Origin of the sequence: Gluconobacter thailandicus F149-1 = NBRC 100600 (assembly GCF_000964465.1) — a bacterium.
GTDB classification, from domain to species: Bacteria; Pseudomonadota; Alphaproteobacteria; order Acetobacterales; family Acetobacteraceae; genus Gluconobacter; species Gluconobacter thailandicus.
Map to the genome: position 1 here is coordinate 146376 of NZ_BANH01000005.1, position 26557 is coordinate 172932.

General features: G+C 56.1%; 26 protein-coding genes. All 26 read right to left on the minus strand.

Annotation, left to right across the window (positions count from 1 at the left end):
* Positions 1-30 precede the first annotated feature (30 nt).
* Entirely contained in the window at positions 31-594 is a 564-nt protein-coding gene (gene rplE, locus B7444_RS01900; protein WP_007282733.1) for a 50S ribosomal protein L5, read from the minus strand.
* 11 nt (positions 595-605) lie between these two features.
* A complete protein-coding gene (gene rplX, locus B7444_RS01905) occupies positions 606-926 on the minus strand; it encodes a 50S ribosomal protein L24 (protein ID WP_007282732.1) in 321 nt (106 codons plus the stop codon).
* Positions 926-1294, minus strand: a complete 369-nt coding sequence (rplN, locus tag B7444_RS01910; protein ID WP_007282731.1) for a 50S ribosomal protein L14 — start codon at positions 1292-1294, stop codon at positions 926-928. Before rplN ends, rplX begins: the two co-directional genes overlap by 1 nt.
* A 12-nt stretch (positions 1295-1306) precedes the next feature.
* Positions 1307-1579: a 30S ribosomal protein S17 gene (gene rpsQ / locus B7444_RS01915; RefSeq protein WP_010502113.1), complete on the minus strand. Its 273-nt coding sequence runs from the start codon at positions 1577-1579 to the stop codon at positions 1307-1309.
* 13 nt (positions 1580-1592) lie between these two features.
* On the minus strand, positions 1593-1826 hold the full coding sequence (rpmC, locus tag B7444_RS01920) for a 50S ribosomal protein L29 (RefSeq protein ID WP_007282729.1): 234 nt from the start codon (positions 1824-1826) through the stop codon (positions 1593-1595).
* Between the two features lies 1 nt (position 1827).
* Entirely contained in the window at positions 1828-2244 is a 417-nt protein-coding gene (gene rplP, locus B7444_RS01925) for a 50S ribosomal protein L16 (protein ID WP_007282728.1), read from the minus strand.
* Positions 2245-2299: 55 nt separating this feature from the next.
* Positions 2300-2977, minus strand: coding sequence for a 30S ribosomal protein S3 (rpsC, locus tag B7444_RS01930; protein WP_007282727.1), 678 nt, complete (start codon positions 2975-2977; stop codon positions 2300-2302).
* Positions 2978-2980: 3 nt separating this feature from the next.
* The gene (rplV, locus tag B7444_RS01935) at positions 2981-3388 is read right to left on the minus strand and encodes a 50S ribosomal protein L22 (protein WP_007282726.1); all 408 of its coding nucleotides are present in this window, start codon (positions 3386-3388) and stop codon (positions 2981-2983) included.
* 2 nt (positions 3389-3390) lie between these two features.
* A complete protein-coding gene (rpsS, locus tag B7444_RS01940; protein ID WP_007282725.1) occupies positions 3391-3669 on the minus strand; it encodes a 30S ribosomal protein S19 in 279 nt (92 codons plus the stop codon).
* Positions 3670-3685: 16 nt separating this feature from the next.
* A complete protein-coding gene (gene rplB / locus B7444_RS01945; RefSeq protein ID WP_010502120.1) occupies positions 3686-4516 on the minus strand; it encodes a 50S ribosomal protein L2 in 831 nt (276 codons plus the stop codon).
* Between the two features lie 16 nt (positions 4517-4532).
* Entirely contained in the window at positions 4533-4829 is a 297-nt protein-coding gene (locus tag B7444_RS01950) for a 50S ribosomal protein L23 (RefSeq protein ID WP_010502122.1), read from the minus strand.
* Between the two features lie 41 nt (positions 4830-4870).
* The gene (gene rplD, locus B7444_RS01955; protein WP_007282722.1) at positions 4871-5485 is read right to left on the minus strand and encodes a 50S ribosomal protein L4; all 615 of its coding nucleotides are present in this window, start codon (positions 5483-5485) and stop codon (positions 4871-4873) included.
* Positions 5486-5496: 11 nt separating this feature from the next.
* A complete protein-coding gene (gene rplC, locus B7444_RS01960; RefSeq protein ID WP_007282721.1) occupies positions 5497-6180 on the minus strand; it encodes a 50S ribosomal protein L3 in 684 nt (227 codons plus the stop codon).
* 10 nt (positions 6181-6190) lie between these two features.
* Positions 6191-6499: a 30S ribosomal protein S10 gene (gene rpsJ, locus B7444_RS01965; protein ID WP_007282720.1), complete on the minus strand. Its 309-nt coding sequence runs from the start codon at positions 6497-6499 to the stop codon at positions 6191-6193.
* 120 nt (positions 6500-6619) lie between these two features.
* Positions 6620-7810, minus strand: a complete 1191-nt coding sequence (gene tuf / locus B7444_RS01970) for an elongation factor Tu (protein ID WP_007282719.1) — start codon at positions 7808-7810, stop codon at positions 6620-6622.
* 110 nt (positions 7811-7920) lie between these two features.
* Positions 7921-8397 carry a 30S ribosomal protein S7 gene (gene rpsG / locus B7444_RS01975; RefSeq protein ID WP_007282717.1) on the minus strand — a complete coding sequence of 159 codons (477 nt, stop codon included), beginning with the start codon at positions 8395-8397 and terminating at the stop codon, positions 7921-7923.
* Between the two features lie 12 nt (positions 8398-8409).
* Complete coding sequence (gene rpsL / locus B7444_RS01980; protein WP_010502158.1) at positions 8410-8781, minus strand: 30S ribosomal protein S12; 372 nt, start codon at positions 8779-8781, stop codon at positions 8410-8412.
* A gap of 387 nt (positions 8782-9168) precedes the next feature.
* Positions 9169-13485: a DNA-directed RNA polymerase subunit beta' gene (gene rpoC, locus B7444_RS01985; protein WP_015073595.1), complete on the minus strand. Its 4317-nt coding sequence runs from the start codon at positions 13483-13485 to the stop codon at positions 9169-9171.
* An 80-nt stretch (positions 13486-13565) separates the two neighbouring features.
* Positions 13566-17738 carry a DNA-directed RNA polymerase subunit beta gene (rpoB, locus tag B7444_RS01990; protein WP_035729164.1) on the minus strand — a complete coding sequence of 1391 codons (4173 nt, stop codon included), beginning with the start codon at positions 17736-17738 and terminating at the stop codon, positions 13566-13568.
* Positions 17739-17980: 242 nt separating this feature from the next.
* Positions 17981-18355, minus strand: coding sequence for a 50S ribosomal protein L7/L12 (rplL, locus tag B7444_RS01995; protein ID WP_007282711.1), 375 nt, complete (start codon positions 18353-18355; stop codon positions 17981-17983).
* Between the two features lie 66 nt (positions 18356-18421).
* Positions 18422-18940, minus strand: a complete 519-nt coding sequence (gene rplJ, locus B7444_RS02000) for a 50S ribosomal protein L10 (RefSeq protein ID WP_007282710.1) — start codon at positions 18938-18940, stop codon at positions 18422-18424.
* Positions 18941-19250: 310 nt separating this feature from the next.
* Entirely contained in the window at positions 19251-19943 is a 693-nt protein-coding gene (gene rplA, locus B7444_RS02005; RefSeq protein ID WP_007282709.1) for a 50S ribosomal protein L1, read from the minus strand.
* 4 nt (positions 19944-19947) lie between these two features.
* On the minus strand, positions 19948-20382 hold the full coding sequence (rplK, locus tag B7444_RS02010; RefSeq protein ID WP_007282708.1) for a 50S ribosomal protein L11: 435 nt from the start codon (positions 20380-20382) through the stop codon (positions 19948-19950).
* Between the two features lie 105 nt (positions 20383-20487).
* Positions 20488-22104, minus strand: coding sequence for an efflux transporter outer membrane subunit (locus B7444_RS02015; RefSeq protein WP_186810546.1), 1617 nt, complete (start codon positions 22102-22104; stop codon positions 20488-20490).
* Positions 22104-23393, minus strand: a complete 1290-nt coding sequence (locus tag B7444_RS02020; RefSeq protein WP_371859449.1) for an efflux RND transporter periplasmic adaptor subunit — start codon at positions 23391-23393, stop codon at positions 22104-22106. The genes B7444_RS02015 and B7444_RS02020 overlap by 1 nt, the downstream gene beginning before the upstream one ends.
* Positions 23390-26557 (minus strand): efflux RND transporter permease subunit, encoded by a 3168-nt coding sequence (locus tag B7444_RS02025; protein WP_007282705.1) that lies wholly within the window; start codon positions 26555-26557, stop codon positions 23390-23392. The genes B7444_RS02020 and B7444_RS02025 overlap by 4 nt, the downstream gene beginning before the upstream one ends.

Below are 26557 nucleotides of genomic sequence, written 5' to 3' on the forward strand. Positions count from 1 at the left end.
TAGTCGCGATCGGTCTGAAAAATTACCTGATCAACCTGCGAACGGCAGATCGAAGGCCTTCAGCAGAGCCTTTGCTTCAGCATCGGTCTTTGCAGTGGTCACAAAGATGATGTCCATGCCACGTACAGCATCGATCTTGTCATATTCGATTTCCGGGAAAACAATCTGCTCCTTGATGCCCATGGCAAAGTTGCCACGGCCATCAAAGCCCTTGTTTGCCGGAAGACCACGGAAGTCACGGATGCGCGGCATAGCGATCGTCACGAGACGGTCAAGGAACTCATACATACGCTGACGACGCAGAGTAACCTTACAACCGATCGGAAGACCTTCACGGATCTTGAAGCCGGCAATAGCCTTACGAGCAAGCGTCTTTACAGGCTTCTGACCTGAAATAGCTGCCATTTCAGCGACCGCTGCATCCAGCTTCTTCTGATCGCCAGCAGCCTCACCGACACCCATGTTCAGCACGATCTTCTCGAGCTTGGGAACCTGCATCGGATTTGCGTAGCCGAACTGCTCCTGAAGCTGCTTACGAAGAAGCTCTTCGTAACGCTGCTGCATACGCGGCAAAGCGGTTTTGTTATCGCTCATTTTTGCGTTCCTCAGCCTTCGATCACTTCGCCGGTTGCCTTGGCAACGCGAACCTTGCGACCGTCTTCAAGAACACGGAAACCAACACGAGTCGGCTTACCGCTCTTGGGATCAACCAGCTTCAGGTTAGAGAGATGGATCGGCATCTCGCGCTCGATGATTCCACCTTCTCCACCCATGCGGTTGGGCTTCGTGTGACGCTTGGCAACAGCTACACCGCGTACCACAGCTTTTTCAGCCTTCGGCATCACTGCGAGAACTTCGCCACGCACTCCCCGGGACTTCCCGGAAAGAACGAGGACCTGATCGCCTTTTTTAATACGTGCAGCCATTACAGCACCTCCGGCGCCAGGGAGATGATCTTCATGAACTTGCGAGCACGCAGTTCACGAACGACCGGGCCAAAGATACGCGTGCCAATCGGCTCCTGCTGCTTGTTGATCAGCACAGCAGCATTCTTGTCAAAACGGATCGCAGATCCGTCTGCACGACGTACCGGATAAGATGTACGAACGATAACGGCCTGATGGACGTCACCCTTCTTCACCTTACCGCGGGGAATGGCTTCCTTAACGGATACGACAATGATGTCGCCGACCGAGGCAGTCTTCCGCTTGGAGCCGCCCAGCACCTTGATGCACTGCACCCGACGCGCACCGGAATTATCGGCGACGTCAAGGTTGGTCTCGGGATGAATCATGTGCCTACCCCCTTATGCGCTGACGGAAGAGGAAGCCGAAGCCATGTCCTCTCCGTTGCGTGCGACGACAGACCAAGTCTTACGCTTGGAGATCGGTGCGCATTCTTCAATACGAACCAGGTCACCAATCTGGCAGACGTTGGCTTCATCATGGGCCGCATACTTCTTGGAGCGGCGGATGAACTTCTTATAGAGCGGGTGCATGATACGACGATCAACAAGAACGGTAACCGTCTTGTCCATCTTGTCGCTTGTTACCCGCCCTGTCAGGACGCGCCTTGGCATCGTCCGTCTCCTCTCAGGACTTTGCGGCGGACGTTTGGGCGCCCGCACGGTTCTTCGATTGCTGAGCCAGCGTCTTGATACGTGCCACTGCACGGCGCACGACCTTGACACGGCTGGTGTTTTCCGACTGCCCTGTGGCAGCCGCAAAACGGTGGTTGATCTGTTCACGCTTCAGGTCGATGAGCAGAGCGTTCAGCTCGTCCTCGCTCTTCGCGCGCAAATCTGCAGGCTTATACGTGTCGGCCATCTTACGCGTCTCCGATACGCTGAACGAACTTGGTCTTGATCGGAAGCTTTGCAGCTCCCAGGCTCAGTGCCAAGCGGGCGACTTCCGGCGGAACGCCTTCAATCTCGAACAGGATACGACCCGGCTTGACACGAGCTGCCCAGTACTCTGGGGAACCCTTGCCGGAGCCCATACGCACTTCTGCAGGCTTTGTCGAGACCGGAAGGTCCGGAAAAATACGAATCCACACGCGACCAGCACGCTTCATCGCACGAGTAATAGCACGACGGGACGCTTCGATCTGACGGGCTGTGATCCGCTCTGGCTCAAGAGCCTTCAGACCATATGCACCGAAATTCAGCTGCGTTCCGCTCTTCGCCAGGCCGTGGATACGGCCCTTGTGGGCTTTACGAAACTTTGTCCGCTTTGGGGAAAGCATGTTGTTAAATCCTCAATCAGCACCAGCAATGGAGCTGTAGGCTTGCGCCTACAGTTCAACGTTGCGGAGCCTGCTCCGCGGCACGACGGTCCTGTGCCAGGGGGTCATGAGCCAGGATCTCACCCTTGAAGATCCAGACCTTCACGCCGCAGGTTCCATAAGTCGTCTTGGCCGTCGCCGTGCCATAGTCGATATCAGCGCGAAGCGTATGCAACGGCACACGTCCCTCACGATACTTCTCGTCACGTGCGATTTCGGCACCACCCAGACGTCCGCTGCAAGTAATACGGATGCCTTGGGCGCCCAGACGCATTGCAGACTGGATTGCGCGCTTCATGGCGCGACGGAAGGCAACACGACGCTCGAGCTGCTGAGCAATGTTCTCAGCAACCAGCGTTGCATCGATTTCCGGCTTGCGGATCTCAACGATGTTCAGCGCTACGTCGGTCTTCGCCATACGGCTCAGTTCCTTACGCAGTGCGTCGATGTCCTGACCCTTCTTGCCGATCACGACGCCCGGACGGGCAGCGTAGATCGTCACGCGAGGCTTCTTGGCAGGGCGCTCGATAACGACGCGGGAAACGCCGGCACCTGAAAGCTTACGACGCAGGAAAGCACGCAGCTTCAGATCTTCATGAAGAAGACGTGAGTAATCTGCACCTGCGTACCAGCGGCTATCCCAGGTACGGTTAACACCGAGCCGAAGCCCGATTGGATTGACCTTATGTCCCATGGATCAAGCTGCCTTCTGCTCTTCGCTGGATTCCGATGCTTCTGCAGCTTCGGCCACAACAATCTTCAGGTGGCTGAAGAACTTCTCGACGCGAGCCGAACGGCCACGGCCACGAGCATGAAAACGCTTCATGACAATGGACTTCCCGACTTCAGCTGTCTTCACAACCAGACGATCAACGTCCAGCTGATGATTGTTCTCAGCGTTGGCCACGGCGCTCTCAAGAGTCTTCTTGACCTGCTGCGCGATACGACGACGCGAGAAGGTCAGAGCGGCAATAGCCTTGTCAGCTGGCTGGTTACGGATCATTGCCGCAACCAGGTTCAGCTTGCGCGGGCTGACACGAATATTGCGCGTAATCGCTTGCGCTTCGGTGTCAGCAAGCGTGCGGATGTGCTTCGGCTTGCTCATTTTCAGCCCCGCTTCGACTTCTTGTCAGAGCCATGACCGGTGTAGGTACGCGTCGGTGAGAACTCACCGAACTTGTGACCGACCATGTTCTCCGTGACCTGCACAGGCAGGAACTTGTGACCATTATAGACGCCGAACGTAAGCCCGACGAACTGCGGCAGAATCGTGGAACGACGCGACCAGATCTTGATCACTTCGTTACGACCAGAAGCACGAGCTGCTTCTGCTTTGCCGAACAGATACCCGTCAACGAACGGGCCCTTCCAGACGGAACGTGCCATCTCTATTTGCCCCCTCTTACTTGCCGGACTTACGGCGACGGATGATCAGGCTATCCGTCTTCTTGTTAACACGCGTCTTGTAACCCTTCGTCGGAACGCCCCACGGCGTAACCGGATGACGGCCACCAGAGGTGCGACCTTCACCACCACCATGCGGGTGATCGACTGGGTTCATGACAACACCACGGTTGTGCGGACGACGTCCGAGCCAACGGGAACGTCCAGCCTTACCCATGTGCTGGTTCATGTTGTCTGGATTAGAGACAGCACCAACCGTTGCCATGCATTCGCCACGGACAAGACGCAGTTCACCGGACTGCAGCTTGATCTGGGCGTAACCGGCATCCTTGCCGACCAGCTGTGCATACGTTCCAGCAGAACGAGCCAGCTTGCCACCAGCGCCCGGCTTCAGCTCGATATTGTGCACGATCGTACCGACCGGCATCGCACCGAGGGACATCGCATTACCTGGCTTCACGTCAGTGTGTGCACCAGAGATCACGCGGTCACCAGCCTTGATACGCTGAGGAGCCAGAATGTAGGCCAGCTCGCCGTCATCATACTTGATCAGCGCAATGAACGCCGTACGGTTCGGATCGTATTCAAGACGCTCGACCGTTGCGCCAACATCAAACTTGCGACGCTTGAAATCGACATAACGATAGGACTGCTTGTGCCCGCCGCCACGGAACCGAACTGTCGTACGGCCGTGGTTATTACGGCCGCCAGACTTGTTCTTACCTTCCGTCAACTGCTTGACCGGCTTGCCCTTCCAGAGCTCGCTACGATCAATCAGCACGGTGCCGCGTGTGCTCGGCGTCGTGGGATTAAAGTGCTTTAGTGCCATGGTTGATTACCCCGCGTCAGCCCAGCTTCGCTGTAAGGTCAATGGACTGACCCTCGGCAAGCTGCACATACGCCTTCTTGATGTCAGAGCGGCGACCAGGACGACCCTTGACGCGCTTCGTCTTACCCTTCTGGACCAGCGTATTCACGCCAGTAACCTTCACGTTGAAGAGCTTTTCGACAGCGGCCTTGATCTGCGGCTTGGTTGCAGTCGTAGCGACCTTGAAAACAACCTGATTACGCTCTGAGAGAAGCGTAGCCTTTTCCGTGATCAGCGGCGAACGGACCACATCGTAAAGAGCTTCCTGAGACATGTTCTCAGCAGTCTTACGTGCGTTCATGACGATAGACATGGTCATGCCAGACGCTCCTTAAGACCCTCAAGACCTGCGCGGGTAATAACCAGCACGTCATGGTTGAGGATGTCATAGACGTTCGCACCGATTGTCGGCAGCACGTCGATCTTCGGCAGGTTGGCAATCGCACGAGCGAACTGCTCGTCAACCGCACCGTCCACGATCAGCGCAGACGACCAGCCCAGTGCCTTCAGCTTTGCAGCCGCTTCGCGGGTCTTGCTGACACCGTTTGCCGTGTCGAGCACAATCAGCTTGCCATCGGCAGCTTTCTGCGAAAGAGCAGAAATCAGGCCAAGACGACGAACCTTCTTGGGAAGGTCATAGCCATGATCACGCACAACCGGACCATGCACCACGCCACCAGTACGAAACTGCGGAGCGCGCAGGGAGCCCTGACGAGCAGAACCAGTACCCTTCTGACGGAAAGGCTTCTTGGTCGTGCCAGAGATCTCACCCATGCCCTTGGTGCGATGTGTGCCAGCGCGGCGCTTTGCCAGCTGCCAGTGCACAACACGCGCCATGATGTCGGCACGCGGAGAAACCGCGAAAATCTCTTCTGGAAGCGCGACTGAGCCTGCGCTGCCATTATCGAGGGTTTTGATATCGTATTCCATGCCCCTCGCCCTCAACCGGCGGCCGCCACGACTGCAGCCGGATACGGCGCATCGGCATGGCGTGCCTTCTTGATTGCATCGCGAATCAGCACAACGCTGTTTTTCGCACCAGGAATCGCGCCTCTGACCATGATCAGATTACGCTCTTCATCCACGGCAGCCACTTCAAGGTTCAGCGTGGTAACACGCACATCACCCATGTGACCTGCCATCTTCTTGCCCTTGAAGACCTTGCCAGGATCCTGGCGCTGGCCCGTAGAACCATGAGAACGATGGCTGATGGACACGCCGTGGGAGGCTTCAAGACCAGCGAAGTTATGACGCTTCATAACACCCGCAAAGCCTTTACCCTTACTCTGACCCGTGACGTCAACTTTCTGCCCAACCACGAAATGGTTTGCAGACAGCTTCGTGCCCGCCTCAAGCAGAGCATCTTCCGCAACGCGGAACTCTACGAGGTTTTTCTTCGGCTCAACCTTGGTACGGGCGAAATGGCCACGATTTGCCTTGGTGACATTCTTCACCTTGGCATTTCCAAGACCGAGCTGAACGGCCGTATAGCCATCACGCTCATTCGTGCGGGAATCTACAACCTGAACTTCGTCAAGGTGCAGCACCGTCACAGGCACATGAGTGCCATCTTCCTTAAACAGCCGGGTCATCCCCAGCTTTTTTGCAATCAATCCGGTACGCATCGTCTGGACCTTAGAGTTTGATCTCGACATCAACGCCAGCGGCGAGGTCGAGCTTCATGAGGGCGTCCACGGTCTGCGGGGTCGGCTCGACAATGTCGAGCAGCCGGCGGTGAGTCCGAATTTCGAACTGTTCGCGGCTTTTCTTATCCACGTGTGGCGAGCGGTTCACCGTGAACCGTTCGATATGCGTCGGCAGCGGGATCGGACCCCGAACCCGCGCACCCGTACGCTTCGCCGTGTTTACGATCTCTTTGGTGCTGTTGTCCAGCACGCGATGATCGTACGCCTTAAGGCGAATGCGGATGTTCTGGTTGTCCATAGTCTTAATTCGTCCAACTCAAAAATTCGGGTCTCGTCCTACTGCCATTGCATCTGAAAGGGAACCCCGGCCAGAAATAAATCTGGCCGGGGCTTCCATATCAACGGCGAAACGCAGGACTTAGGCGCTAATGGAGGAAACCACGCCTGCACCCACGGTGCGGCCGCCTTCGCGAATTGCGAAACGCAGACCTTCGTCCATGGCGATCGGAGCAATCAGCTCGACATCCATAGCAACGTTATCACCCGGCATCACCATTTCCGTGCCTTCCGGAAGCGTCACAACACCAGTGACGTCGGTCGTACGGAAATAGAACTGCGGACGATAGTTCGTGAAGAATGGCGTATGACGACCACCCTCTTCCTTCGTGAGGATGTAAGCCTCAGCCTTGAACTTCTTGTGCGGGGTGATGGAACCCGGCTTTGCAAGAACCTGGCCACGCTCAACGTCTTCACGCTTCGTACCACGAACCAGCGCACCGATGTTGTCACCAGCTTCACCGCGATCAAGCAGCTTGCGGAACATCTCAACGCCCGTAACGGTCGTCTTGATAGTATCTTTCAGGCCGACGATTTCAACTTCGTCACCGACGTTGACAACGCCACGCTCAACACGACCCGTCACAACCGTACCACGGCCGGAAATCGAGAACACGTCTTCGATCGGCATCAGGAACGGACGATCAACCGGACGCTCCGGCTGCGGGATGTACGTGTCGACAGCTTCCATCAGCTCAAGAACGCGATCTTCACCAATGGTGGCATCGCCGTCTTCAAGCGTCACAAGCGCGGAGCCCTTGACGATGGGGATATCGTCGCCCGGGAACTGGTAGGAAGAAAGAAGTTCACGAACTTCCATCTCCACGAGCTCCAGAAGCTCCGGATCATCAACCTGGTCAACCTTGTTCAGGAACACGACCAGAGCCGGCACGCCAACCTGACGTGCGAGCAGGATGTGCTCACGCGTCTGCGGCATCGGGCCGTCAGCAGCAGACACAACCAGGATCGCGCCGTCCATCTGGGCAGCACCGGTGATCATGTTCTTGACGTAGTCAGCGTGACCCGGGCAGTCAACGTGAGCATAGTGACGGTTCTTCGTCTCATACTCAACGTGTGCCGTGGAAATGGTGATACCACGAGCGCGCTCTTCCGGCGCTGCGTCGATCATGTCGTACGCCTTGAACTCGGCGCCGCCGCTCTTCGCAAGCGTCTTGGTAATTGCAGCAGTCAGCGAGGTCTTGCCGTGGTCGACGTGACCGATGGTGCCGATGTTGCAGTGCGGCTTCGTCCGCTCGAATTTAGCCTTTGCCATCGTCTATCTCCAAAACCCTGCCTCCCACGAGACAGGGGTAAGACTGAAAGTTCATTCCAGCCAGCATCCAGATTCCCGGATGCTGCCGAAAGCCCTTTAGCGGGTTCTGATTACCAGCGATAGTGACTGAATGCCTTGTTAGCTTCAGCCATACGGTGGGTGTCTTCGCGCTTCTTAACAGCAGCGCCACGATTGTTGACCGCGTCCATCAGTTCGTTGGACAGGCGCTCCTGCATCGTGTTCTCACCGCGCTTGCGGGAGGCATCGATCAGCCACCGGATCGCCAGGGCCTGACGGCGCTCAGCGCGCACTTCGACAGGCACCTGATAGGTAGCACCACCGACACGACGTGAGCGGACTTCAACAGCCGGCTTCACATTGTCCAGTGCCGAGTGGAACATGGCCACCGGGTCAGCAGCGCTACCACCACGGTTACGCAGAACCTCAAGCGCACCGTAAACGATGCCCTCAGCGGTGGATTTCTTTCCATCGTACATCAGCGCATTCATGAAGCGCGTGATAACGATGTCTCCGAACTTTGGATCGGGAAGGATCTCACGCTTTACAGCGCGGTGACGGCGACTCATTCCAAATACCTCTTACTTCGGACGCTTCGCGCCATACAGCGAACGACGCTGACGACGCTTGGCGATGCCCTGCGTGTCGAGCACGCCTCGCAGGATGTGATAACGCACACCAGGAAGATCCTTCACGCGGCCACCACGGATCAGCACAACACTGTGCTCCTGAAGGTTATGACCTTCACCCGGAATGTAGCTCACGACCTCATACCCGTTGGTCAGACGCACCTTGGCGACCTTACGCAGAGCGGAGTTCGGCTTCTTTGGCGTTACCGTGTACACGCGCGTGCAAACGCCACGCTTCTGGGGGCATCCCTGTAGTGCAGGGACCTTGTTCCGCTTTGCGGCCGGCTCACGGCCGTTCGCGATCAACTGGTTGATGGTCGGCATGCGCCCTTCCCAATCCTTGTCCTATTCCGGACAGGAAGCACCAGGCTTCCTGCCATGACATTTTATTCAAATCGACATGCGGCTGAACCGCCTGCCTATCCCACATTTGGAAAGGGAAACGGCTATTGCCATTCCCCTCCTTTTGTAGCCTGCGGCCTTGGCATTCCCCGAAACCGGGTTAGCGGCACCACATGCGATTCTTTGTCTTCGACGGCTTAATTTTCGCCTCTTCAGGCGGGAGTAGCCGAGGGCGCGGAACCTACGAAGGGTTCCGCGTTGAGTCAAGTGTTTCAGCCAGAAATGCACCGATTCTGAGAAGAGAACTCTCGGAATCGGCATATTTCCCCTCTCTGCCCTTCTCTCCAGAAGAAAACAGAGAGGTTTTCATTACTCTGCTGCGTCTTCCACTTCGGCCGCTGAACGACCGACGCGATGACGATCCTGGCTAGCAGCAATACCCCGCAGACGGTTCATGACGCTGCCAGTACCAGCAGGAATCAGACGACCTACAATCACGTTCTCCTTGAGGCCATTCAGCGTATCGACCTTGCCAGATGTAGCGGCGTCGGTAAGCACGCGTGTGGTCTCCTGGAAGGAGGCCGCAGAGATGAAGGACTGCGTCTGCAGGGAAGCCTTGGTGATGCCCTGTAGCACCGGCATAGCCACTGCTGGGGTATCGCCATTTTCCTGAAGGCGCTGATTCTCGATCTCGTACTCAATCCGATCAACGGTTTCGCCTATCAGATAGGTCGAATCACCTGGCTCCAGAATTTCAACCTTCTGCAGCATCTGACGAACAATGACCTCAATATGCTTGTCATTGATCTTCACGCCCTGCAGTCGATAGACGTCCTGAATTTCATTAACCAGATAATCCGAGAGCGCTTCGACACCCATGACCTTCAAAATGTCATGCGGCACACGCGGACCATCGACCAGCGGATCACCCTTCTGAACAAAATCGCCTTCCTGAACGGAAACGTGCTTGCCCTTAGGGATGAGGTACTGGGTTTCTTCGCCGGTTTCGTCATTTTTCACAATGACGCAACGCTTGGACTTGTAGTCCTTGCCGAATTCAATACGTCCATCGCCTTCGGCAATGATCGCATGATCCTTTGGACGACGAGCTTCGAAAAGTTCGGCAACACGCGGCAGACCACCGGTAATGTCACGCGTCTTGGAACCTTCACGCGGAATACGCGCAAGAACGTCACCGGCATGAACCTCCGCACCATTCTCGATAGACAGAATACTGTCTGGTGAGAGGAAGTAGCGGGCATCATTGCCGTTGGCGAGCTTGACCACATTCCCTGCAGCATCCTTGAGCTGCAGACGCGGACGAAGATCCACACCCTTGGAAGCCTGCTTGTAGTCAACCACAACCTTGGAGCTGAGGCCTGTGACCTCATCCATACGTTCGACAAGCGTGATGCTGTCGATTAGGTCGAGGTATTCTACCGTACCAGCCTGCTCGGTGATGATCGGAAGGGTGTACGGGTCCCACTCAGCCATTTTCTGGCCACGTGCAACCGCCTCACCCTCACCCACCATCAGACGCGCACCATAAGGCACACGATAGCGGGCACGCTCGACACCGTTCTCATCGGTCAGGAGGATTTCGCAGTTACGCGACATCACAACCAGAACCTTCTGAGAGTTCTCGACAACGTTGCGGTTCTTGATCGTCACACGTCCATCACGGGACGCCTCGACCATCGACTGCTCCGCACCACGCGTTGCCGCACCACCGATATGGAAGGTACGCATCGTCAGCTGTGTACCAGGCTCACCGATGGACTGAGCGGCGATGACACCAACAGCTTCACCAATGTTCACTGGCGTGCCGCGTGCAAGGTCACGGCCATAGCAGTGTGCACAAATCCCGACCCGGCTATCACACGTGAGAACCGACCGGATTTCCATACTCTCAACACCAGCCTTTTCGATAAGCTCGGCTTCCGGCTCCTCGATCAGCGTGTTGCGGGGCAGAAGAACGTCATGCGTTACAGGATGCAGTACGTCCTTGGACGTTGTGCGACCCAGGATACGCTCGGAAAGGGATGCGACGACTTCACCGCTATCCATTACCGCACGAACCGTCAGACCGCGTTCCGTACCGCAATCCGGCTCAACGATGATGCAATCCTGCGCAACGTCAACAAGACGACGTGTCAGATAACCCGAGTTCGCGGTCTTCAGAGCCGTATCAGCGAGACCCTTACGAGCCCCGTGACTGGACGTGAAGTAATCGAGAACCGACAGGCCTTCTTTGAAGTTCGCGATGATCGGCTGCTCGATGATCTCGCCAGAAGGCTTCACCATCAGACCACGCATACCCGCAAGCTGCTTCATCTGGGCCGGCGACCCACGAGCACCGGAGTGGCTCATCATCCACACAGAGTTGGTCGGCTTGCCGATAACCTGCTTGGAGATTTCCTTCAGCATGGCAGCCTGCACTTCGTCCGTGCAACGCGACCACGCATCAACCACCTTGTTGTAGCGCTCGCCAGCCGTAATCAGACCGTCCTGATACTGCTGCTCAAACTCTTTGACCTCTTCAGACGTCTTACCAACCAGCGTTGCCTTCTCGGCCGGAATGATCATGTCATCCTTGCCGAAGGAAATGCCAGCACGGGCAGCATGCTTGAAACCAAGGCCCATGAGACGGTCACAGAAGATCACTGCTTCCTTCTGACCACAGTGACGATAGACCGTATCGATAACATCGGACACGTTCTTCTTCGTCAGCTGCTTGTTGATCAGGCTGAACGGAATCGCAGGATGCTTCGGCAGGATCTGCGCAATAAGCGCACGTCCCGGAGTCGTCAGGATCGTCTGGCGGATCGGGTTACCGTTTTCATCAACGGTCGGAAGACGCAGACGGATCTTATCATGAAGTTGCAGGGAACCGGCGAGCATCGCGCTCTCGATTTCTGCGACATCGGAATAGGCCGGTGGCGCAGCCTTCACGACCTTGCCACCTTCGATGACGGCCTCATCCGGTGTCTCACGATACTCAGGAACTTCAAGGCTCAGGTAATAGAGACCCAGAACGATATCCTGAGACGGCACGATAATCGGCTTGCCGTTTGCAGGGCTGAGGATGTTGTTCGTGGACATCATCAGCACGCGTGCTTCCAACTGCGCTTCGAGCGATAGCGGAACGTGCACGGCCATCTGATCGCCGTCAAAGTCAGCGTTGAACGCGGTGCAGACCAGCGGGTGAAGCTGGATAGCCTTACCTTCAATCAGGGTCGGCTCGAACGCCTGAATGCCAAGACGGTGAAGCGTCGGGGCACGGTTCAGCATCACTGGATGTTCGCGGATAACCTCTTCGAGGATATCCCAGACTTCCGGACGCTCTTTCTCCACCATGCGCTTTGCAGCCTTGATGGTAGTGGCGTGACCGTACTTCTCCAGCTTGGAGTAGATAAACGGCTTGAAGAGCTCGAGTGCCATCTTCTTCGGCAGACCGCACTGATGCAGCTTCAGCTCCGGACCAACCACGATGACCGAACGGCCAGAGTAATCGACGCGCTTACCGAGAAGGTTCTGACGGAAACGGCCCTGCTTGCCCTTCAGCATATCAGACAGGGACTTCAGCGGACGCTTGTTGGCACCCGTAATCGCACGACCACGACGACCGTTATCGAACAGCGCATCAACAGCTTCCTGAAGCATGCGCTTTTCGTTGCGGACAATAATGTCCGGCGCACGAAGCTCGATCAGGCGCTTCAGACGGTTATTACGGTTGATGACACGGCGATACAAATCGTTCAGATCAGACGTTGCGAAACGACCACCATCCAGCGGGACCAGTGGACGAAGTTCCGGCGGAATCACCGGAATGATGTCCATGATCATCCAGTCTGGACGTGAGCCACTCTCAACAAATGCCTCAACGAGCTTCAGACGCTTGACCAGCTTCTTACGAGCAGCTTCAGACGTTGCCTTGCGCAGCTTCTTGCGCATCATCGTCTTTTCGGAATCGCCTTCCATGACTTCAGCGTCATAGTCAAACGGATCCGGTAGTCCCTTTGCCTTTGCGGCAAGACTCAGCTCGCGTTCCTGAGCATTAGGAATGCCCCAGTCGTAGCTGGACAGCGCCCGCTTGATCGCCTCGGCACCGATCCCAACGTCAATGCCCGCATCCGGATATTCGTCGAGCAGATCTTCGCAACGGATTTCATCGAGAAGGTACTGATCGCGCTTCTTGCCGTTCTTGTAGGAGTCGATCTGATCGGAATCACAGACACCCTTGTCGAGAATGAGGAACTTCTCGAAATACAGAACAGGCTCAACGTCCTTCAGCGGCAGATCCAGCATCGTGGCAATGCGGCTCGGCAGCGACTTAAGGAACCAGATGTGCGCAACTGGGGAAGCAAGTTCGATATGCCCCATGCGCTCACGGCGCACCTTGGCAAGCGTGACTTCAACGCCGCACTTTTCACAGACAATGCCGCGGAACTTCATCCGCTTGTATTTGCCGCAAAGGCATTCATAGTCCTTGATAGGACCAAAAATGCGTGCGCAGAAAAGCCCGTCACGCTCTGGCTTGAACGTACGGTAGTTGATGGTCTCCGGCTTCTTGATTTCGCCGTAGGACCAGGAGCGGATCTGCTCACTGGAAGCAAGCTGGATCTTGATCTGGTCAAAGCTGACTGACTGACCAGCCTGACCCAGGATTTTCATGAGTTCGTTCATGCGCCGAAACCCCAATGTGCACCGCGGCGTCCCGCGGGCACTTCAAAATTGAACCGTGAAGCGAGAGGGGAGCGAGACAATTAAATCTCGCCCTGCTCGAGTTCGACATTCAGGCCGAGAGACTTCAGTTCCTTGATCAGAACGTTGAAGCTCTCCGGAATGCCTGCTTCGAAGTCATCCTGCTCGCGCACGATAGCCTCATAGACTTTGGTACGGCCGGAAACGTCATCCGACTTCACCGTCAGCATTTCCTGCAGCGTATAAGCCGCACCATATGCTTCCAGTGCCCAGACTTCCATTTCACCAAAGCGCTGACCACCGAACTGCGCCTTACCACCCAGCGGCTGCTGCGTGACGAGGGAGTACGGACCGATCGAACGTGCATGGATCTTGTCATCGACAAGGTGATGCAGCTTCAGCATGTAAATGTAACCAACCGTGGTCTGGCGCTCAAATGTCTCGCCCGTACGACCATCGATCAGCTGAGACTGACCCGACTTGTTCACACCAGCCTTTTCCAGCATGCCTTCGATGTCCGGGATGGAAGCACCATCGAACACCGGGGTAGCAATCGGAAGACCCTTGCGAAGGTTGTTGGCCAACTCGATGAGCTGCTCGTTCGGCAGAGTAGCAACGTCGGTTTCGAAGATTTCGTCCCCGTAAACGTCCCGCAGACGATCAAGCAGTTCCTGCTTGCGCTCACCAGTCCGCTGATACTCATCAACCATCTCACCGATGCTTGCACCGATATTGGCACAAGCCCAACCAAGATGGGTTTCAAGGATCTGACCGATGTTCATGCGCGACGGCACACCCAGCGGGTTCAGAACGATGTCAACAGCCTGACCATTCTCAAGGAACGGCATGTCTTCGACAGGGACAACACGGGAAACGACACCCTTGTTGCCGTGACGACCAGCCATCTTGTCACCCGGCTGAAGCTTACGCTTCACGGCAACAAAGACCTTGACCATCTTCATCACGCCAGGCGGCAGTTCGTCACCGCGCTGCAGCTTTTCAACCTTGTTGTCAAAACGCGCATTGATGCGACGGACAGCTTCATCAAACTCGGAACGCAGTGTTTCGAGTTCAGCAGTCACCTCATCAGAGGAGACCGAGATGTTGCGCCATGCCGCACGAGGATGCTCATCCAGAACTTCAACCGTGATCGGCGTACCAGAACGGATACCCTTGAACCCGGCACCAGCAACCTGGCCAACCAGACGCTCACGTAGACGATTGTGGAAGCTACGCTCCTGAATGGAACGTTCGTCATCCCGGTCCTTGGTCAGGCGTTCAATCTCGGAACGCTCGATTGCCATCGCACGCTCGTCCTTGTCGACGCCGCGACGTGAGAAGACGCGAACATCAACAATCGTACCGGTCGTACCAGGTGGCAGCTTAAGGGACGTATCACGAACGTCAGAAGCCTTCTCACCGAAGATGGCGCGGAGGAGCTTTTCTTCCGGCGTCATCGGGCTTTCACCCTTCGGCGTCACCTTACCGACGAGAATATCACCCGGATTCACCTCGGCGCCGACATAGACAATGCCTGCCTCGTCAAGGTTACGAAGAGCTTCTTCACCGACATTCGGAATGTCGCGGGTGATTTCCTCCTGGCCGAGCTTCGTGTCACGAGCCATGACTTCGAATTCTTCGATGTGGATCGAAGTGAAGACGTCATCACGTGCGATACGCTCGGAGATGAGGATGGAGTCCTCAAAGTTGTAACCGTTCCAGGGCATAAACGCGACGAGCACGTTGCGACCCAGAGCCAGTTCACCCAGTTCGGTGGACGGACCATCCGCAATGATGTCGCCAGCATGAACCGTGTCACCAACCTTCACCAGCGGACGCTGATTGATGCAGGTAGACTGGTTCGAACGCATGTACTTACGCAGGCGATAAATATCGACGCCCTGCGTCGAACCCGCATCGTCAGTCGCACGGACAACGATACGCGCACCATCGATCTGGTCGATGATACCGCGACGCTTGGCAACGATCGTCGCGCCGGAGTCACGTGCAACAGCTGCTTCCATGCCTGTTCCAACCAGCGGGGCATCAGCCTTCACCAGCGGAACAGCCTGACGCTGCATGTTTGCGCCCATGAGCGCACGGTTGGCGTCATCGTTCTCAAGGAACGGAATGAGAGCCGCAGCAACCGAAACAAGCTGCTTTGGAGACACGTCACAGGCCGTAACCTGCTCAGGCGGAACAACACGGAAGTCACCGGACTTACGGACGGAAACCAGCTCGTCCGTCAGATGGCCATCTGCACTCTGCTTGGCATCAGCCTGCGCAACGACGAGCTTCTCTTCTTCCATGGCGGAAAGATATTTCCAGCCGTCCTGAAGAATGCCGTCCTTGACCAGACGATACGGCGTTTCGATGAAGCCGTACTTGTTGACCTTAGCATAAGTCGAGAGCGAGTTGATCAGACCGATGTTCGGGCCTTCAGGCGTCTCGATCGGGCAGATACGGCCATAATGCGTCGGATGAACGTCACGGACTTCGAAGCCTGCACGCTCACGGGTCAGACCGCCCGGACCAAGCGCCGAAAGACGACGTTTGTGCGTCACTTCGGAGAGCGGGTTGGTCTGATCCATGAACTGGCTGAGCTGTGACGAACCGAAGAACTCACGAACCGCAGCAGCCGCCGGCTTTGCATTGATCAGATCATGCGGCATGACCGTATCAATATCGACGGAACCCATACGTTCACGAATGGCGCGTTCCATACGGAGCAGGCCAACGCGATACTGGTTCTCCATCAGCTCGCCAACAGAACGAACACGACGGTTACCAAGGTTGTCAATATCGTCAATCTGGCCGCGACCGTCCTTGAGGTCACACATGATCTTGATGGTGCGCAGGATATCTTCCTTGCGCAGAACGCGCAGGGTATCCGGTGCATCGACATCAAGACGCATATTCATCTTGACACGACCAACAGACGAAAGATCGTAGCGGTCCTGATCGAAGAAGAGACCACGGAACATCGCTTCGGCGGTTTCCTTGGTCGGCGGCTCACCCGGACGCATGATGCGATAGATATCGATCAGGGCTTCGTCACGGCTGTTATTCTTGTCAACAGTCAGCGTGTTGCGGATCCAAGGACCGTGCGATCCGTCAACCGAAAGCGTCGGAAGTTCAGTAATGCCAAGCTCTTCAAGAGCAACAAGACGATCTTCCGTCAGTTCCTCGCCAGCTTCGCCGTAAATCTCACCGGTGTGCTCATTGACAAGGTCATGCGCAATATAACGGCCCAACACATCAAGACGACCGACCTGCACCACACGGGTCTTTTCTGCAATCTTGCGGACCATACGCGCCGTCAGCTTGGCGTCTGCCTCAGCGACCACTTCACCCGTGTCAGCATCGACCAGCGGGCTCAGCAGCTTTTGGCCGCGGAATGCTTCTGGCTCGAAAGGACGCGCCCAGCCATCACCCATCCGGGCGAAGGGAACCATGTCATAGAAGTAAGACAGGATTTCGTCCTGATCCATGCCGCGAATGTCGAGACCTTCGACATCCCCGCCTTCTGCGATCTTCTGGTCGCGCTGCGCGATGTAGTTTGCACCTTCAAGTGCGTACAGAAGCGTCGTGACAGGAAGCTTACGCTTGCGATCAATACGAACGTAGATCAGGTCCTTGGCGTCGAATTCAAAATCGAGCCATGAACCACGATATGGAATCACACGGGCAGCAAAGAGATACTTGCCCGAAGAATGCGTCTTGCCCTTATCGTGATCGAAAAAGACACCTGGGCTACGATGCATCTGAGAAACGATGACGCGCTCGGTACCGTTGATAATGAAAGTGCCGTTGTCTGTCATGAGCGGCATGTCGCCCATGTAGACCGGCTGTTCCTTCAAATCATGAATGGAGCGCGAACCCGTATCTTCATCAATGTCCCACGTTGTCAGACGCAGGATGACTTTCAGCGGCGCTGCGTATGTCAGACCACGCTGAATGCATTCTTCAACGTCATACTTCGGCTCTTCGAACTCGTAAGACACGAAGTCCAGACGACCGCGACCAGCAAAGTCATTGATTGGGAAAACCGAACGGAACACTTCCTGCAGACCGGAGTTCTGACGTGCGTCAGGGCTCACATTCATCTGCAGAAACGCTTCGTAGGAAGCGCGCTGCACATCGATCAAATTGGGCATCGGCGCAATTTCGGGAATGCGCCCGAAGCTTTTGCGGATCCTCTTGCGTCCCGTGAACGATTTGGTGATCGCGTTCATCTATCTTGCCCTCTGCACCAGACCTTCGAGTCGCCCGGGATTTCATTGTCAGACAACCGCCTGACACGACACGGACGACCGGAACGACCGGCTTTCAGTAATTTCAATACGTAGCGAGCCGCGTATTATACTCTTATTTCCACCAACGGCAAATCGGGCGGGAACCGCATGCGATCCCCGCCCTATCCGTCTGCTCTCGCAGAGGCCGCCCCTTCAGAAAAGAGACGACCCGATCAAGTTGATTACTTGATTTCGACCTTGGCGCCGTTGTCTTCCAGGGTCTTCTTGATCTTCTCGGCTTCGTCCTTGGACACGCCTTCCTTGACGGTCTTCGGTGCGCCTTCAACCAGATCCTTGGCTTCCTTCAGACCCAGACCCGTGATGCCACGGATTTCCTTGATCACGTTGATCTTCTTGTCGCCAGCAGCGGCCAGAACAACAGTGAACTCGGTCTGCTCTTCAGCCGGAGCTGCACCAGCAGCCGGACCAGCAGCAGCAACTGCTACTGGAGCAGCAGCGGAAACGCCCCACTTCTCTTCGAGAAGCTTGGAAAGTTCAGCAGCTTCGAGAACGGTAAGAGCGGACAGCTCTTCAACAATCTTTGCCAGATCGGCCATGGTCTTATCCTAAGTGATGCACTGTTTGAATGGGTTCAAGCCTACGCCGCAGCGTTGACCCTACTCTTAAGCGGCTTCGCCGGTCTTGGCATAGGCGCCGAAGACGCGAGCAAGCTGTCCTGCCGGAGCCTGAACAACGCCTGCGATACGCGTAGCCGGGGTCTGAATCATACCCACCAGCTTCGCACGCAGTTCGTCCAGAGACGGCAGCTCGGCGAGTGTCTTGATTCCATCGACGTCAAGCGTCTGGGAACCAAGGGAGCCACCGAGCACTACAAGCTTGTCATTCGTCTTGGCGAACTCGACGATCACCTTCGCAACTGCAACCGGGTCTTCAGACCAAGCCAGGGCCGTTGGCCCCTTGAGCAGCGGCGCGATGCCGTCGAATTGGGTCCCATCCAGAGCGCGGCTGGCCAGCCGGTTCTTCGCAACCTTATATGTCGCACCTGCCGCACGAATGCGTCGACGCAGCTCCGTCACATCAGCAACCGTCAGACCCTTGTTCTGGGTGACGACAACCATGGACGTGCTGTTGAACACATCGGCGAGGAACTCGACAAAGGCCCGCTTTTCCGTACGGTCCAAAACCTGTCTCCTCGTCAGTCCGGAACAATCCGAACCAAGTTACCCATGAGATATCCCCGCACATGGAAATATCCCGCTCGCCTGTCCACAGAAGTGAGCGAACCCAGTGCATGGTGGCAAAACCACTGAAACACTGGCGCCCCGCCTGACGCTCGCCACCCATAAAGGGCGTTTAAAGCATCCGAGAGATGCTACGTGCGGTCTTGGACAGGTTTGGAAGTAATCCGCAAGCGAATTACCCCTACGCCACCACGCCGAAGCGTAGTGTCATTCCTTGTTGGGGGCCTTCTATAGAAAGCCCCCGCTTCGATCAAGCCTCGAAGCTGGAAACGTCAACGCGGACGCCTGGACCCATCGTGGAAGACAGTGCTGCCTTCTTCATGTAAGTGCCCTTGGCGCCAGACGGACGAGCCTTCTGCACAGCATCAACGAGAGCATTGATGTTCTCGATCAGCTTGGCCTCATCGAAAGATGCCTTACCAACGCCAGCATGAACGATACCAGCCTTCTCGGCGCGGTATTCAACCTGACCGGACTTGGCAGCCGTGATGGCACCCTTGACGTCCATGGTCACCGTACCGAGACGCGGGTTCGGCATCAGACCGCGCGGACCAAGGATCTTACCAAGACGACCGACCAGAGCCATCATGTCAGGCGTTGCAATGCAGCGGTCGAAGTTGATTTCGCCAGCCTGGATCTTTTCAGCCAGATCTTCTGCACCGACGACTTCCGCACCAGCTGCCAGAGCTTCTTCAGCCTTGGCACCACGCGCAAACACACCAACGCGCAGGGTCTTACCCGTGCCGTTCGGTAGGGAGATCAGACCACGGACCATCTGGTCAGCGTGACGCGGGTCAATGCCGAGGTTCAGAGAGATTTCGATCGTCTCGTCGAACTTTGCCTTGGCGTTGCTCTTCACCAGAGCCACAGCCTCGGAAAGTGCGTACGGCTTGTTACGCTCGACAGTTGCCTGCGCGGCGTTCAAACGCTTGTTCTTTGCCATGGTATCAGCCCTCCACCACGTTCAGGCCCATCGACTTGGCGGAACCTGCGAGCATGCGCACGGCACCGTCGATGTCGTTGGCGTTCATGTCCTTGAACTTCGTCTCAGCGATTTCGCGAAGCTGAGCCGTCGTCACGGAACCAACCGCAGCGGCCTTGCCAACCGTCTGGCTGCCCTTGGAAATCTTGGCGGCCTTCAGGAGGAAGTACGTGTTCGGCGGGGTCTTCGTGATGAAGGAGAACGTACGGTCTGCATAAGCGGTGATGACGACCGGGATCGGCATACCTGGCTCAAGCTGCTGCGTCTTCGCGTTGAACTCTTTGCAGAACTGCATGATGTTCAGACCGCGCTGACCCAGTGCCGGACCTACCGGCGGAGACGGGTTGGCCTTACCAGCCGGAATCTGAAGCTTGATGTAGCCAACAACTTTTTTGGCCATATCCGGGACTCCCTTTTGTTTCGTTCCCGAACCGCGGTTTAACGGAGTCGGCTGACCCGCCTCCTCCCGCGTTCGAAGTGAGGCGGTCCCCTAGACCGCTTTAACCTAGTGCGTCAAGCTTTTATCCGCATGATCGCCGCGAAGATCATTGTCGAGGGCAGACTCATGGTTGTCGATTCCAGCAACAGGCTGTGGCTTGTGCAGCCCTTCATACTGGAAGGCGCCAAACGGATCGATCTGCTTCACACCGGGCAACTCGCTGGCATCCCAACCACCGCCCAGCGCTCTAACCAGACGGACTGTTGCCTGGATCTGGGAAGTTTGTGTCTGCACGAGAGCAAGACGGGCCTGCAGAGCATCCTGCTGGGCAACAAGGGCATCCAGGTAGTTTGAGAGACCACCTGTATAGAGAGCCATTGTCATGCTCTGGGTGCGCAGGGCAGCTTCCACAGCCCGCTGCTGCTGATCCTGGGCAATCTTGTACTGCCCGCTCTGCGTCAGACCGTTCTCCACATCCTGAAAGGCAGACAGAACAATCCCACGATAATCATCTACGGTTTCCCGATACTGAGACCAGGACCGCTGAAGGGCCGCCCGTCGTAGACCGCCTGTAAAAGCGGGTTCGACCGCCTGAACGGCAATCTTCCAGAAAGCCCGTGAGATACTGGCCAGATCAAAGCCCCCGTCCTCAAACCCCCCATCCGCGCTCAGGGTAATACGGGGATAAAAAGCGGCACGGGATACACCGATCGCCCGGGATGCCGCAGCCATTCTACGCTCGGCGGCAGCAATATCCGGACGACGCTCCAGCAGCGAAGACGGTATCCCCGGGTTTACCTTCACAGCCCCGAAATGCATTTTCACATCGCGAACAGGCGCAATATGAAAGCCAGCAGGTGCCGTATTCAGCAACACCGCAATCGCATTTTCCATTACCCGCCGTTCAGCAAGAAGATTGCTCTGGGCGGCCATCGCTGAATAAAGCTGGTTTTCAGAACGGGACACATCAAGACCCGCGCCAATAGCGCCGGCCTGTCGCAATTCGGTAATTTCTACAGCTGCCCGGAAATAATGAATTGAGTCTTCATAGACCGCATTCTGGGCATCCAGACCTCGCAACGCGATGTAATCGCTTGCCAGTTCCGCTTCCAGACTCAGCTTTGCGGAAGCGTATTCAGCCGCAGTCGCCTGTGCGAGGTTTTTCTCCATTCGGGTTGAGTTACGAATGGAATCCCAGAAATCGGGCTCCCATGTCGCAGCTCCGCTATAGGCCTGATTGGATTCATACACGAGCGAAGAACTTGTCCGCGGGTTGTTGTACAACCGACCAATAGAGCCCTTGTTATAGCTCATGTGAGCGGAACCCGTGAGCTGCGGATACAGCTTGCTTTCCGCCTCTCTGGCAACGTCCCGAGCCTGAGTGAAGGCTTCCGCGGCAGCCTGCAGGTCTGGATTGACCTGCAGCATCTTGGTTTCCATCTCGTTCAGGATGGGGTCATGGAACATCGTCCACCAATCGCTGCGAAGCGTGTCGTCCGCAGGGTGAGCGTTGCCCATGACACCCTTCCCTTCCCACCCCTCGGGGTAAAGGAATTTCTGGGGATGGTATTCAGGTGCCAGATTGCAGGACGCCAGCCCGATGGACAGAACACCGGCCAACGCAGTAGCGACATGGCGGCGTGGACGAGAAAAATACCCGCGCTTCAGATCCGTCACTCTCATCAACGGGATCCAGCCTCACCCGGATTGGCATCATGCAAACGCACTGATTTCTGATCCTCTTCCTGCTGGGCCTTGGTCGGGACATTGTAACCCGGTGTCGTCGGCACGACACGAACCTCATCCCCTTCCAGCAGATCAGCGGTCGGGTTGGCAATAAGCTGGTCATTCTTCGTCACACCACTCAGGATCTGAACGGTCGTGCCGAAGTTGATTCCAACGGTCACATTCACCAGATGGACATGCCCGTTGATGACTTTGGCGACCTGCATGCCCTGCGCACGGAAAATGATCGCACTTTCAGGAAGAATCAGGATGTCTGGATTACCCGGCGCCGAGATATGTGCCGTGGCGTAAGAATTCGGCCACAGTAGATTGTCTTCATTGCCGATCGTCAACTCCGTCGTCACCGTACGGGTCGCAGCATTGAACGCATTCGCTGTCGCGAGGAACGTCGCCCGGAAACGACGGCCCGGATATTGCGGAACAGACAGATCAGCCGTGATTTTCGGCGAAATGACGCTGGCGAAATCCTGAGGCACCGAGACGAACACGCGCATCCGATGCACATCTGCCACCGAGAACAGCTCCGAAGCCGTTCCACGGGAATTCACGTTACCGCCGCCAGCATTCACGTAGTCACCGACGTTCACGAGACGTGAGGTCACAATTCCATCAAATGGCGCAACGATTTTCTTGAAGTCTTCCAGAGCCTGGAAACGCTCGACTTCATGTTCAGCCGCTTCAAGCTCGGCCTTCTGAGCCGCTGCATTCGCTGCCTGTACGTCCACTTCCTGACGAGAGACGGCCTGCGTCCCCTTCAATGCCGTCCAGCGCTGGGTCGTGATGACGGCAAGATTATACCGGGCAAGGATGACGTTGTAATGCGCCTTGGCAGCCTCGAACTGGGCGTCAATGCTCGGGGTGCTGATCTCGGCGAGAACATCTCCGCGCTTCACATGCGCGCCGTAGTCCTTGTACCACATTTTCACGTACCCGGAGACCTGCGCGTAAATGGGAGCTTCGTACCAGGCAGCAAGATTGGCCGGCAGATCGACCTGGCGCGTCTTGGGACCGTCCTGTGGAGAAATCAACGTCACCGGCGGAATAGCCGCTTCTTCCGTCACACCAGACAGCGAGTGGTAATGCACCCCGCGCTCGATAATTCCCCACGCTGCCAGAACAATGGCAACGGCGACGACGGCCAGCAGGATCAACCGGTTACGCATAGCGCTGCCACCCTTCGGTTCTTGCCCGTGAGGCCCGTGCCCCTGTTCAGAAGAGTGGTTCACGCGCGGTCTCCTTCAGGCCCAGCAGGCCGCTTGTAATGGATCAGGGCAAAAACACAGGGCACGAACAGCAGAGTGGCGATCGTTGCGACCAGAAGGCCGCCAATCACAGCCTTGCCCAGAGGAGCGTTGGAAGAATTGCTAATCGACATCGGGATCATACCGATCATCATGGCAAGCGCTGTCATGAGAACAGGACGGATACGCTCGTAGCCAGCTTCAAGCGCGGCCAGAAGAACGTCCCCATGATGATCAAGTCGTTCACGAGCGAAGGACACCACAAGAATGGCGTTCGCCGTCGCGGTACCCATACACATGATGGCACCTGTCAGTGCGGGCACGGACAATGCGGTATGCGTCAGAAACAGGCTCCAGGAGATGCCGCCCAGTGCGCCCGGCAACGCCGTGATGATGACGAACGGATCGAGCCAGGACTGAAAGTTCACGACAATAATCAGGTAAACCAGCGCGATAGACAGAGCGAGACCACCGATGAGCTGCACGTATGCATCATTCATCGTCACAGCCTGTCCGCGTACCGCAAGAGTGGATCCGTGCGGAAGGTTCTTGCGCTCACCATCTACAATACGGTTCACAGTCCGGGAGAGTGTACCCAAATCCGTGCCTTCCGGTGCAGCATAAATGTCGAACACCGGCATGATGTTGTAATGCGAAACCTCGGCAGGCGTACCGGTCTGCACGATTTCCGTCAGAGCCCCAAGCAACTGTGGTGTCTGGTTCGTCGGATTACCATCTCCCTTGTCGATAGGAACAATCTCAAGATCATTCATCGTCTGCAGGTAGTTGGCAGGCGTCTGAACATCGATGAGCTGCGACGTCCCCTCTGCATTCAGATAGTAGGTCTGACCGACCTGAGCGCTGCCTGACAGCGTCACGAGCGAGTTCAGGGCAACATCCTGCTGGGTAATGCCCGTTCCAAGCGCAAAGCTTCGGCGGTTGTTGACCATCAGGGTCGGCTGCGTCATCGGCTGCTGTACCGATACATCGGCGATGCCCGGAATATGACGGAGCTTCTTGGCCAGACGCGCGGCAAAGTTAAAGTTTGCCTGAAGATCACGACCGGAAATCTGCACATCGATTGGGGACGGCAAACCAAAGTTCAGGATCTTCGCTGTCATGTCCCCCGGCTGGAAGGTGAAGATCGTTCCCGGGAAAGCATCGGTCAGACCCTTACGGATCTTCTGACGGTATTCCGGTATCGGGCTTTCATCGTTTTTGAGCTGAATGGTGATGTCACAGTCCTGCGCACCCGTTGTCGGAGATGGCACCATGGCCTGATTCAACTGGCTGAACGGCAAACCACAGTTATTCACCACATTCTCGACCTGCCCTGGCAGGATGCTGCGAAGCCGTTTTTCCGCCAGCCCGGCGATCTTGCCGGTTTCTTCAATGCGGGTCCCAACCGGGGCGCGCATATGCATCTGAATTGTACCGGATTTGATCTCAGGGAAGAAGTCCTGCCCCACAAACAGCAAAAGCGCCATGGATGCTACGGCCGCAAGCAGGAACATGGTCACGAACCGGCCCCGGATAGCGATCAATCCAGACAGAATGCCCTTGTAATGCTCACGAAAGCTCGTGAAGCGGCTTTCAAAGCCACGCTGGAAGCGCCCAAAGAAACCTGGTTTGCGATGATGCCACTCCGGATCACGATGCATCTTGACCTGCGCTGGCAACAGCCAGTTCGCCATCGTCGGAACCAGCGTCCGGGACAGGATGAATGAAGCGATCATCGCGAAAATGATGGCTTCAGCCATGGGCATGAACAGCCAGCCAGAAACGCCTGTCAGCTCAAACAGCGGCAGCCAGACGATACAGATACAGGTTGTCGAAACGAAGGTCGGAACAACGATTTGGTTTGACGCATCAATGATCGCTTCTTCAAGCTCTTTACCCATCTCAAGATGAGCATCGATATTTTCAATCATGACCGTCGCGTCATCAACGAGAATACCAACGGCAAGCGCCAGACCACCCAGTGTCATAACATTGATCGACTGCCCCGCGATGCTGAGACCGATCATCGAAGACAGCATGGCCAGCGGAATGGACGTCGCCACGATCACCGTGGAGCGCCAGGACCCAAGGAAGAGCAGAACAGTCAAACTTGTGAGGATTGCAGCCGTGATCATTTCACGGACCACGTCAAACACGGATTCCTTCACGAAGCCTGACGCGTCCGTCAGTATGTTCAGGGTTGTTCCCGCTGGAAGTGTAGCCTTGATCTGAGGAAGCAGAGCCTTCACGCCCGCCACAACAGACAGCGTGGAGGCATCACCGCTCTTGAGAATAACAATGAGAACGGCCTGCTGGCCTTTCACAAGCACTGCATTGATCTGAGGCGGCCCTCCCCTGTGTACCCAGGCCACATCGCGCAAATAGATAACCGAGTTTCCAACCTGCTTGATCGGCATCTTATTGAAGACGGACAGATCCAAAGGCGTAGAATTGGTTTTCACCATCCAGTCAATCGCGCCAACCTTCTGGTCACCCGCGGGCAGGACGATGTTCTGTCTGTTCAGAGCGTTTGCTACGTCCTCAGGAGACAGGCGGTGCGCCAGAAGTTTGATGGGGTCAATATCCACCATGATATCCGGAGCCAGACCACCATAAGGATTCGGAATGGCAGCGCCAGCAACCGGCACCAGTGCGGGGCGGATCAGGTTGGACGCCATGTTGTAGATTTCCGACCCGGACATGGTCGAATTATTCACCTGAAGCGTCAGAACCGGAACAGAAGAAGCGTCCAGCGCAATAATAAGCGGAGGCGTTGCTCCAGTCGGTAACTGCTTGATAACCGTCTGGGATACAGAGGTAATCTGCGTCTGGGCAACGGCAGTATTTGTTCCAGGCTGGAAGAAGACTTTAACGATACCACGCCCGTAATAAGACGAACTTTCGATATGCTCGATATTACTGACCGTCGCTGTCAGGGATCGTTCGTAATAATAAACGATACGCCCGGACATATCTTCCGGCATGAGCCCGGTATAGGACCAGACAATCGCGACAATCGGGATTTTAATGGAAGGAAAGACGTCCGTCGGAGTCGAAACAATCGCCTTGACCCCGAAAATAAGGATCATGATCGACAGGACTACGAACGTATAAGGCCTTTTGAGGGCAGTTACGACGATGGCATTCAT